10 protein-coding genes and 1 pseudogene are annotated in these 10,700 nt (G+C 64.0%); 7 read left to right on the top strand and 4 right to left on the bottom strand.

From position 1 onward, the window contains the following. Positions 1 to 121: 121 nt before the first annotated feature. The 3 genes from QMX96_RS01410 to ccsA form a co-directional block, all read right to left on the bottom strand. Positions 122 to 1,432 (bottom strand): MFS transporter, encoded by a 1,311-nt coding sequence (locus QMX96_RS01410; protein ID WP_043863180.1) that lies wholly within the window; start codon positions 1,430 to 1,432, stop codon positions 122 to 124. Positions 1,433 to 1,505: 73 nt separating this feature from the next. After that, complete coding sequence (locus QMX96_RS01405) at positions 1,506 to 2,705, bottom strand: transporter associated domain-containing protein (RefSeq protein WP_282360712.1); 1,200 nt, start codon at positions 2,703 to 2,705, stop codon at positions 1,506 to 1,508. Positions 2,706 to 2,715: 10 nt separating this feature from the next. Then, positions 2,716 to 3,519 (bottom strand): cytochrome c biogenesis protein CcsA, encoded by an 804-nt coding sequence (gene ccsA / locus QMX96_RS01400; RefSeq protein WP_162484878.1) that lies wholly within the window; start codon positions 3,517 to 3,519, stop codon positions 2,716 to 2,718. A 205-nt stretch (positions 3,520 to 3,724) separates the two neighbouring features. On the opposite strand from ccsA, the gene ffh reads away from it, so the two are divergent. The 6 genes from ffh (at position 3,725) to QMX96_RS01370 (ending at position 7,786) form a co-directional block, all read left to right on the top strand. Continuing rightward, on the top strand, positions 3,725 to 5,101 hold the full coding sequence (gene ffh, locus QMX96_RS01395) for a signal recognition particle protein (protein ID WP_043863183.1): 1,377 nt from the start codon (positions 3,725 to 3,727) through the stop codon (positions 5,099 to 5,101). A 238-nt stretch (positions 5,102 to 5,339) separates the two neighbouring features. After that, the gene (gene rpsP / locus QMX96_RS01390; RefSeq protein WP_028942918.1) at positions 5,340 to 5,591 is read left to right on the top strand and encodes a 30S ribosomal protein S16; all 252 of its coding nucleotides are present in this window, start codon (positions 5,340 to 5,342) and stop codon (positions 5,589 to 5,591) included. Positions 5,592 to 5,596: 5 nt separating this feature from the next. Further along, entirely contained in the window at positions 5,597 to 6,133 is a 537-nt protein-coding gene (rimM, locus tag QMX96_RS01385; RefSeq protein ID WP_043863184.1) for a ribosome maturation factor RimM, read from the top strand. 3 nt (positions 6,134 to 6,136) lie between these two features. Then, entirely contained in the window at positions 6,137 to 6,889 is a 753-nt protein-coding gene (trmD, locus tag QMX96_RS01380; RefSeq protein WP_043863185.1) for a tRNA (guanosine(37)-N1)-methyltransferase TrmD, read from the top strand. 42 nt (positions 6,890 to 6,931) lie between these two features. After that, positions 6,932 to 7,282, top strand: a complete 351-nt coding sequence (gene rplS / locus QMX96_RS01375; protein ID WP_043863186.1) for a 50S ribosomal protein L19 — start codon at positions 6,932 to 6,934, stop codon at positions 7,280 to 7,282. A 96-nt stretch (positions 7,283 to 7,378) separates the two neighbouring features. Continuing rightward, positions 7,379 to 7,786 carry an acyl-CoA thioesterase gene (locus QMX96_RS01370; RefSeq protein WP_043863187.1) on the top strand — a complete coding sequence of 136 codons (408 nt, stop codon included), beginning with the start codon at positions 7,379 to 7,381 and terminating at the stop codon, positions 7,784 to 7,786. A gap of 21 nt (positions 7,787 to 7,807) precedes the next feature. Here QMX96_RS01370 and QMX96_RS01365 read toward each other — a convergent pair. Continuing rightward, positions 7,808 to 9,610 (bottom strand): annotated as a pseudogene (locus QMX96_RS01365) (sodium:proton antiporter). Between the two features lie 68 nt (positions 9,611 to 9,678). On the opposite strand from QMX96_RS01365, the gene xerD reads away from it, so the two are divergent. Continuing rightward, positions 9,679 to 10,575, top strand: a complete 897-nt coding sequence (gene xerD / locus QMX96_RS01360) for a site-specific tyrosine recombinase XerD (RefSeq protein ID WP_043863189.1) — start codon at positions 9,679 to 9,681, stop codon at positions 10,573 to 10,575. The last annotated feature ends 125 nt before the right edge of the window (positions 10,576 to 10,700 follow it).

Below are 10,700 nucleotides of genomic sequence, written 5' to 3'. Positions count from 1 at the left end.
CAGTCAGCGTCGTGCTGTAAGGCTTCGATACTTCATCGCGGGGCAGGCCCGCTCCCACAGGGGCAGTGATGATGCCTGTGGGAGCGGGCCTGACCCGCGATAGCTGCGCAGCAGCCTGTCTTCAGAGTTCCGTATGCCGGGTCTCTTTCAGGCACAGCACTGCAATCAGGCTCAGTACTGCCGCCGCCGACACATACCCGCCCACCCAGCTCAGGCCGCCCATGGCCACCAGCTTCTGCGCAAAGAACGGCGCCGCCGAGGCCCCGACGATCCCGCCCAGGTTGTACGCCGCCGAGGCCCCGGTATAGCGCACGTGCGTGGGGAATAGCTCAGGCAGCAGCGCCCCCATCGGCGCGAACGTCACCCCCATCAGAAACAGTTCGATGGCCAGAAACAGCGCCACGCCCGCGGTCGACCCCGACGTCAGCAGCGGCTCCATGGTGAACCCCGACAGGATGGCCAGCACCCCACCCACGATCAGCACCGGCTTGCGTCCGTACCGGTCGCTCAGCCAGGCCGACAGCGGCGTGGCCAGGGCCATGAACACCACCGCAAAGCACAGCAGTGCCAGAAAGGTCTCGCGGCTGTAGCCAAGGGTCGATACCCCGTAGCTCAGCGAGAACACCGTCGAGATGTAGAACAGCGCGTAGCACACCACCATCGCCGCCGCGCCCAGCAGGGTGGGCGCCCAGTACTGTGCGAACAGCTCGACCACCGGCATCTTCACCCGCTCGTGGCGCGCCACGGCCTTGGCGAACACCGGCGACTCCTCGAGCTTGAGCCGCACATACAGCCCCACGATCACCAGCGCGGCGCTGAGCAGGAACGGAATGCGCCAGCCCCAGCTGCGGAACTGCTCGTCGGAAAGGGTCATGGCCAGGGTCAGGAACAGGCCGTTGGCCGCCAGAAAGCCGATCGAAGGGCCCAGCTGCGGGAACATGCCGAACCACGCCCGCTTGCCCTTGGGCGCGTTCTCGGTGGCCAGCAGCGCTGCACCGCCCCATTCGCCGCCCAGCCCCAGGCCCTGGCCGAAGCGCAGCAGGCACAGCAGGATCGGCGCCCAGGCGCCAATGCTGTCGTAACCCGGCAGCACGCCGATCAGCGTGGTGCAGATGCCCATCAGCAGCAGCGAGGCCACCAGCGTCGACTTGCGGCCGATGCGGTCGCCAAAATGGCCGAACAGCGCCGAACCCAGCGGGCGCGCCAGAAACGCGATGCCGAAGGTGAGGAAGGCCGAGAGCATCTGCGCGGTGCCCGAGGTCTGCGGGAAGAACACCGGGCCGATCACCAGGGCCGCTGCCGTGGCGTATACGTAGAAGTCGTAGAACTCGATGGCGGTGCCGATGAAGCTGGCCGTGGCTACCCGGGCGGGCGAGTTGACTGGGGGCGCTGCGGTTTCATCGTTGTTGTTATAGGTGCTGCTGGTCGTCATGAACGTTTCCCTGTCGAGTGCTGCGAAGGCTCCGGCACCTGCCGCGGGCAAGCGCCGGCGGGCTCGAGTATAGCTAGCGGGAAACGGTCCAGACCAGTATGCGGCTGGCGCAATTGTCCTCGGTTTCGAGGATTTCCATGCGATAACGGCCCATTTTCAGGCACACCGCGCTGGCAGGGATGCTTTCCAGCGCCTCGGTCACCAGGCCGTTCAGGGTTTTCGGGCCGTCGCTGGGCAGGTGCCAGCCCAGGCTGCGGTTGAGCTCGCGGATCGAAATGTTGCCCTCGATCACGTAGCGCCCATCGGGCTGCGGGTGAATGTGCGGGTTGTCCAGGCTGTGCTCTTCCTCGAACTCGCCCACGATCTCTTCAAGAATGTCTTCCAGGGTGACGATGCCCTGCACTTCGCCATATTCGTCCACCACCACGCCCAGGCGCCGCTGCTGTTTGTGAAAGTTCAGCAGCTGCAACTGCAGCGGGGTGCTTTCGGGCACGAAGTATGGCTCGTAGCACGCCGCCAGCAGGTTGGCCAGGGTCAGCTCGGCCTTGGGCAGCAGGTGGCTGATCTGACGCGTGTTGAGGATCGCCTCGACCTGGTTGATATCACTGTGGAACACCGGCAGGCGGGTGTGACGGCTGACGATCAGTTGCTCGATGATCTTTTCGATCGGCTCGTCGAGGTTGATCCCGTCGACATCGTTGCGCGGCACCAGGATGTCGTTGACCGTCACCTTGTCCAGCGCCTGAAGGCTGCCGAGCAGGTCGCTCCTGTGCTGGGCATGTTCCTCGTCCGGCGCACCGGAGGCACCGGGGGTGTCGTGGCGATTGTCATGCTGGGTGACGGCCGTGACCTTGCCCGCGAAGGGGCGCAGCAACAGGCGTGCAACGCCATCGAGCAGCCAGGCCAGTGGCTGCAGCAGCATGAGCGGCACCTTGAGCAGGCTCTCGCCCAGGCCCAGCAGGGCGTCGGGGTAGCGTCGGGCCAGCTGGCGGGGGAGGTAGTCGGTGAGCACCAGCACGGCCAGTGCCGCTGCCGCGCAGGCCAGCCAGAAGCCGCGCTCGCCGGCATGGGCAAAGCCCAGCAGCGAGGCCAGCGCGAACACCAGCAGCTTGCCCAGGGTGGCGCCCAGCATCAGTGCACGTTCGTTTCTGGGGCCATTGCGGCGGGTGCCGCCCTGTTGCTGCTGGGCGGCATCCACTGCGCTGAACAGCGCCGACCACACCAGGGTCAGTGCCAGTACCGCGACCTGTGGGCCTAACGGCAGAGTGTTCATAGGTCGCCTGTCAGATATGCAGAATGAATTCGCGTACCAGCTTGCTGCCGAAATACGCCAGCATCAGCAGGCAGAAACCGGCCAGGGTCCAGCGGATCGCCTTGTGACCGCGCCAGCCCAGGCGGGTGCGGCCCCACAGCAGGACGCCGAAGACGATCCAGGCCACGCAGGCGAGCAGGGTCTTGTGCACCAGGTGCTGGGCGAACAGGTTGTCCAGGAACAGCCAGCCGGAGATCAGCGACAGCGACAGCAGCGCCCAGCCGGCCCACAGGAAGCCGAACAGCAGGCTCTCCATGGTCTGCAGCGGCGGGAAGTTGCGGATCAGGCCCGAGGGGTGCTTGTGCTTGAGCTGGTAATCCTGCACCAGCAGCAGCAAGGCCTGGAACACCGCGATGGTGAACAGCCCGTAGGCCAGGATCGACAGCAGGATATGCGCCAGGATGCCGGGCTCCTCGTTGACCAGCGGCACCGTGCCCGAGGGCGCGAACTGCGCCATCAGCGCGGTCAGCAGGCCCAGCGGGAACAGCAGCAGCAACAGGTTCTCCACCGGGATGCGCAGGGTGGCGACCAGGGTCAGGGCAATCACTGCGGTGGCGATCAGGCTGGCGGCGCTGAAGAAGTCCAGGCTCAGGCCCAGCGGCGTGAGCAGCTGCCAGCACAACGCGGTGCCCTGAGCGACCACGGCGAAGGCGCCGAGCATTCCGAGCAGCCGCTTGTCGGCCTTGGTGCCTCGGGCCAGGCGGGTGCCTTGATAGAAAATCGCGGCGGCGTACAGGCAGGCGGCGATCAGATTGGGTAGCAAGCTGGGTGACAAGGGGAGCATAAGTCCTGTTAGGCAAGCCCGAAAGGCCCTGAGTTTGGCATACAACGCGCCTGCCAAGGAAGACTGGTGGCCGACGCCATGGTGTGCGCGTGCGCGAGTCTTCGCTATAATCGCCGGCCTGCCCTTGCCCAAGGCTGGCCGAATGCGCCAGGGGCAGCTGATAAACCTCGGTTCTACAGAGCCTGAAAGGATCCCCATGTTTGAAAACCTGACCGACCGTCTGTCACAGACGCTGCGCCATGTCACCGGTAAAGCCAAGCTCACCGAGGACAATATTAAAGACACCCTGCGCGAAGTGCGCATGGCGTTGCTCGAGGCCGACGTCGCCCTGCCGGTGGTCAAGGATTTCGTCAACAAGGTCAAGGAACGCGCGGTCGGCACCGAGGTGTCGCGCAGCCTGACGCCTGGCCAGGCGTTCGTGAAGATCGTCCAGGCCGAACTCGAAGAGCTGATGGGCGCGGCCAACGAAGACCTCGCGCTCAACAGCGCGCCGCCTGCCGTGGTGCTGATGGCCGGCCTGCAGGGTGCGGGCAAGACCACCACCGCCGGCAAGCTGGCGCGCTTTCTCAAGGAGCGCAAGAAGAAGAGCGTGATGGTGGTGTCGGCCGACGTGTACCGTCCGGCGGCCATCAAGCAGCTCGAAACCCTGGCCAACGACATCGGCGTGACCTTCTTCCCGTCGGACATCACGCAGAAGCCGGTGGCCATCGCCGAGGCGGCGATTCGCGAAGCCAAGCTCAAGTTCATCGACGTGGTCATCGTCGACACCGCCGGGCGTCTGCACATCGATGCCGAGATGATGGGCGAGATCAAGCAGCTGCACGCTGCGGTCAAGCCGATCGAGACCCTGTTCGTGGTCGATGCCATGACCGGCCAGGACGCCGCCAACACCGCCAAGGCGTTTGGCGAGGCGCTGCCGCTGACCGGCGTGATCCTGACCAAGGTCGACGGTGATGCCCGTGGCGGTGCCGCGCTGTCGGTACGCGCGATCACCGGCAAGCCGATCAAGTTCATCGGCATGGGCGAGAAGAGCGAAGCGCTCGAACCGTTCCACCCGGACCGCATTGCCTCGCGGATCCTGGGCATGGGCGACGTGCTCAGCCTGATCGAGCAGGCCGAGCAGACCCTGGACAAGGAAAAGGCCGACAAGCTGGCCAAGAAGCTGAAGAAGGGCAAGGGCTTCGATCTCGAGGACTTCCGCGACCAGCTGCAGCAGATGAAGAACATGGGCGGCCTGAGCGGCCTGATGGACAAGATGCCGAGCATCGGCGGCGTCAACCTGTCGCAGATGGGCAATGCCCAGGGCGCGGCAGAGAAGCAGTTCAAGCAGATGGAGGCGATCATCAACTCCATGACCCCGGCCGAGCGCCGCGACCCCGAGCTGATCAGCGGTTCGCGCAAGCGCCGCATCGCCATGGGCTCGGGCACCCAGGTGCAGGACATCGGCCGCTTGATCAAGCAGCACAAGCAGATGCAGAAGATGATGAAGAAGTTTTCCACCAAGGGCGGCATGTCGAAGATGATGCGCGGCCTTGGCGGCATGCTGCCTGGCGGCGGCATGCCCAAGCTGTAACCACATTCAGGCCGGTGCCTCCCGTGGGGCACCGACCGGAACCCCGCCGCTGGCGGGACCCGTGCCGCCTTCTATATACAGAAGCGGCTCATTCGCAGATCAGCACGGCGGCTTGTCGCTCGCCGTTAAAAGGCATTTGCAAAAGTCCGTGTATTCCTTGAGAATATGCGGCCTTTCGGGCACCCGTGTGCCCGCTGTGCATTATGATTTGCAGCACCGACTACAGGAACGATGTTCTATGCTAACCATCCGTCTTGCCCGTGGCGGCTCCAAAAAGCGCCCATTCTACACCCTGACCGTGACCGACTCGCGTAACCCGGTTACCGGTTCGCACATCGAGCAGGTTGGTTTCTTCAACCCTATCGCTCGTGGCCAGGAAGTTCGCCTGTCCGTTAAGCAGGATCGCGTTGCTCACTGGCTGAGCGTTGGCGCACAGCCATCCGAGCGCGTTGCAAAACTGCTGAAAGATGCTGCTAAGGCTGCTGCCTGAATAGTATGAGCGCGACGCCAGAAAAAGCTGACGACCTGATCGTTGTTGGCAAGATTTTTTCGGTTCACGGCGTTCGCGGCGAGGTGAAGGTCTTTTCCTTTACCGATCCGATTGAAAACCTGTTGGATTACCGCAACTGGACGCTCCGGCGCGAAGGTGTGGTCAAGCAGGTCGAGCTGGTCAGCGGCCGATCCACTCAAAAGGATCTGGTTGCCAAGCTCAAAGGCCTCGACGATCGCGATGAAGCCCGTCTTCTGAGCGGTTACGAGATTTGCATCTCGCGTAGCCTTTTGCCCGACCTGACCGAAGACGAGTACTACTGGTACCAGTTGGTAGGTCTGAAAGTCATCAACCAGGACGAACAGCTGTTCGGCACGGTAGATCACCTGTTGGAGACCGGCGCGAACGATGTAATGGTGGTCAAGCCCTGCGTGGGCAGCCTGGATGATCGTGAACGCCTGTTGCCCTATACCGGGCAGTGCGTGTTGAAGGTCGACCTGGCTGCAGGCGAAATGAGGGTGGAATGGGACGCGGACTTCTAGACGATGGCGAGCCTTCGTGTCGAAGTCATTACGTTGTTCCCCGAGATGTTCTCGGCCATCAGTGAGTACGGCATTACCAGCCGCGCGGTGAAGCAGGGGTTGTTGCAACTGACCTGCCACAATCCGCGGGACTACACCACAGATCGCCACCACACCGTGGATGATCGGCCGTTTGGCGGTGGTCCGGGCATGGTGATGAAGATCAAGCCCCTGGAAGATGCGCTGGTTCAGGCCAGGCAGCAGGCAGGGGAAGCGGCGAAGGTGATCTACCTGTCGCCACAAGGCCGTCAGCTGAATCAGTCGGCGGTACGCGAACTGGCGAATGCAGAGTCGTTGATTCTCATCGCAGGTCGTTATGAAGGCATTGACGAGCGGTTCATTCAGGCTCATGTCGATGAAGAGTGGTCGATTGGCGACTATGTACTGTCTGGCGGCGAGCTGCCGGCGATGGTCCTGATCGATGCGGTTACGCGGCTGCTGCCCGGAGCTTTAGGGCATGCGGACTCGGCGGAGGAAGACTCCTTCACCGATGGTCTGCTCGATTGCCCGCACTACACCCGACCGGAGGTGTATGCGGATCAGCGTGTTCCCGACGTGTTGCTCAGTGGCAACCATGCACACATCCGGCGCTGGCGTTTACAGCAGTCCCTTGGGCGGACCTATGAACGACGCGTCGATCTTCTGGAAAGTCGCTCACTTTCTGGAGAAGAGAAGAAGCTGCTCGAGGAGTATCTCCGAGAGCGGGACGATAGTTAACGTATCGATGGTGGGTCTGACGACCTATCTTAGGAGCACAGCATGACCAACAAAATCATTCTGCAACTCGAAGCCGAGCAGATGACCAAAGAGATCCCGACCTTTGCCCCAGGCGACACTGTTGTCGTTCAGGTGAAAGTGAAGGAAGGCGACCGTTCGCGTCTGCAGGCGTTCGAAGGTGTTGTTATCGCCAAGCGTAACCGTGGTGTGAACAGTGCTTTCACTGTTCGTAAAATCTCCAACGGTGTTGGCGTAGAGCGTACTTTCCAGACCTACAGCCCGCAGATCGACAGCCTGGCCGTGAAACGTCGTGGTGACGTGCGTAAAGCCAAGCTGTACTACCTGCGCGACCTGTCCGGCAAAGCCGCTCGCATCAAGGAAAAACTGGCCTGAGGCTAGTTTGACCGGCGGGCACGGGACCGCCATGCGAAAAGAAAGCAGCCTTCGGGCTGCTTTTTTGTTGTCCGTCATTCGTGTTTCAGAGATGTCATGAACAGTAGAGAGCAAGAGATCCAGCGCCGTACCCAGTTGTCGGTGACCCGCGTGACCAAGGCGGTGTTCCCCTCGACCACCAACCATCACAACACCCTGTTCGGCGGCACCGCGCTGGCGTGGATGGACGAGGTGTCGTTCATTGCCGCCACGCGCTTCTGCCGCTTGCCGCTGGTGACGGTGTCGACCGACCGCATCGACTTCAAGCACCCGATTGCCGCCGGCTCGATCGTGGAACTGGTGGGGACGGTGGTGAAGGTGGGTACCACCAGCCTGAAGGTCGAGGTGGAGGTGTTTGTCGAAAGCATGAGCTGCGACAGTCGCGAGAAGGCGATTCACGGGTTGTTCAGCTTCGTCGCCATCGACGAAGACAAGCGGCCGGTGCCGGTGTTGCCCGGCTTCTGAACGGCCAACAAGCCCGCGCGATCAACCTGCCTGCGGCTGGACCAGCGCTACCAGCGTCCACCCAGGCGCCGGCTTCAGCGCCGTATCCGGCCCTACCACATACACCCAGCCACTGGCATCGCGGGCAAACAGCAAGGTCGCGCGATCGCCATGCAACGCCTGGTAGTCCGCCCAGCCAAACGCCTCGGTCAGGTGTGTGGTGTACAGCTCGGCGCCCTGGTTGAACAGGTTGGCCAGTTGCACATAGGTCAACGCCTGGCTGCCAAACAGGCGCCCGCGATGTTCGTCACTGGCGCGGTGCTTGTCGCTGCGCTGGCGTTCCAGCCCGCTGGCCAGCACGAACAGACGCTGATGCCCGAAATCATGTCGAAAGCGCGTGCATGCCAGGGTGTTGAGCTCGCCCGCCGGCGACAGCCCCAGCAGGTGCCCCAGGCCTACAAGGTCCAGGTGCGCATCGGCATGCTGCGAGGCCGGGTGACCGAAATAGGTCGGCAACCCCTCCATGCGCGCCGCGCGGATGTTCTCCCAGCTCGAATCGGCCAGCAGCACCCGGCTGCCCAGTTGTTGCAAGGCCGTGCCCAGGGCCCTGGCCGGCGCGTTGGCGCCCACGATCAGAAACCCGCTGGGGGCAGGCTCGGCCACCTTGAGCAGGCGCGCCAGCGGCCGCGCCGTGGCGCTTTGCAGCACCACCGTACCGATGATCACCGCGAACGTCAGCGGCACCAGCAGCAAGGCCCCCGCGTGCCCGGCCTCGTCCAGGCGTATCGCGAAAATCGCCGACACTGCCGCGGCCACGATGCCGCGCGGGGCGATCCAGGCCAGCAGCGCACGCTCGCGCCAGTTGAGCTGCGAGCCCCAGGTCGACAGCGCCACGTTCAGCGGCCGCGCAATCAGCTGGATCACCAGCAGCAGGGCCAGCACCGCAGGGCCCAGGCCGAGCAGGGCATTCAGGTCCAGGCGCGCCGCCAGCAGAATGAACAGGCCGGAGATCAGCAGCACGCTGAGGTTCTCCTTGAAGTGCAGGATCTGGCGCACATCCACGCCCTTCATGTTGGCCAGCCACATGCCCATCAGGGTCACCGCCAGCAGCCCCGACTCGTGCATCACCTGGTTGGAGGCGATGAAGATCCCCAGCACCGCTGCCAGCGAGGCCAGGTTGTGCAGGTACTCGGGCAGCCATTGATGGCGGATCACCTGGCCCAGCAGCCAGCCACCGGCCACGCCGAAGGCGCTGCCGCACAGGATCACCCCGGCGAACGTCAGCAGGCTCTGGCTCAGGCCGTCGCCAGCGGCGCTGGCAATGATGAAGCTGTACACCACCACCGCCAGCAGGGCGCCGATCGGGTCGATGACGATGCCTTCCCAGCGCAGGATGTTGGCCACCGCCGCCTTGGGCCGTACCACCCGCAGCATCGGCACGATCACGGTCGGCCCGGTGACCAGGGTCAGGGTGCCGAACAGGATCGCCAGCAGCCAGTCGAACCCCAGCAGCCAGTGGGTGGCCGCGCTGATCACCACCCAGGTGGACAGCGCGCCGAGGGTCACCATGCGCCGCACCACCGTGCCGATCTCGCGCCATTGCGACAGGTGCAGGGTCAGGCTGCCCTCGAACAGGATCAGCGCCACCGCCAGCGACACCAGCGGCATCAGCAGCGGGCCGAACATTTCCTGCGGGTCGAGTCAACCCAGGATCGGCCCGGCCATTATGCCGCTGAGCAGCAGGAACAGGATCGCCGGCAGCTTCAGCCGCCAGGCCAGCCACTGGCAGCCCAGGGCCGCGACACCGATCCCGCCGAATGCCAGCAATATCTCTTGTTCGTTCATTCGGGCTCCCTATGCCGGCGGTGTTATGGAAGACTAGCGGTATTTTTACGGCCTACCACCGAGTCTTCATGCCCGCCATCGACCACCCGCTGATCGACCAGTTCCTCGACGCCCTGTGGCTGGAGAAGGGGCTTTCCGACAACACCCGAGCGTCCTACCGCAGCGACCTGGCCCTGTTCAACGGCTGGCTTCAGGAACGTGGCATGGTGTTGCCCGATGCTGGTCGCGAGCTGATCCTGGACCACTTGGCATGGCGCCTCGACCAGGGCTACAAGCCCCGTTCCACGGCGCGGTTCCTGTCGGGCGCGCGTGGCTTCTATCGCTACCTGCTGCGCGAGAAGCTGATCGCCCTCGACCCGACCCTGCAGGTCGACATGCCGCAACTGGGCAAGCCGTTGCCCAAGTCGCTGTCCGAGGCCGATGTGGAGGCCCTGTTGAAGGCTCCCGACCTTGGCGAGGCCATCGGCCAGCGTGACCGCGCCATGCTCGAGGTGCTGTATGCCTGCGGGCTGCGCGTCACCGAGCTGGTGAGCCTGACTCTCGATCAGGTCAACCTGCGCCAGGGCGTGCTGCGGGTGATGGGCAAGGGCAGCAAGGAGCGCCTGGTGCCGATGGGGGAGGAGGCGGTGGTGTGGGTAGAACGTTACCTGCGCGACGGCCGCGTCGAACTGCTCAACGGCCGCCCCAGCGATGTCCTGTTCCCCAGCCAGCGTGGCGAGCAGATGACCCGCCAGACCTTCTGGCACCGCATCAAGCACCAGGCCCAGGTGGCCGGGATCGGCAAGGCGCTGTCGCCGCACACCCTGCGCCATGCCTTCGCCACCCACCTGCTCAACCACGGCGCCGACCTGCGCGTGGTGCAGATGCTGCTGGGCCACAGCGACCTGTCGACCACCCAGATCTACACCCATGTGGCCCGCGCCCGCCTGCAGGAACTGCATGCCCGTCATCACCCGCGCGGCTGAGCGCTGATCGCACATTGCATGCGTCGCCAGCAGTCAATGCAGGGCGGCGAATGTGGTACGCTTTCGCGGTTTACACCCGGGCCCTGGATCGCGGCCGTTTTTCGGTACGCCTGTTCCGCTTTCGG

It is taken from the genome of Pseudomonas sp. PS01300 (genome assembly GCF_029960155.1).
Taxonomy (GTDB): Bacteria; Pseudomonadota; Gammaproteobacteria; order Pseudomonadales; family Pseudomonadaceae; genus Aquipseudomonas; species Aquipseudomonas palmensis.
This window is presented reverse-complemented; position numbering and strand designations above follow the sequence as displayed.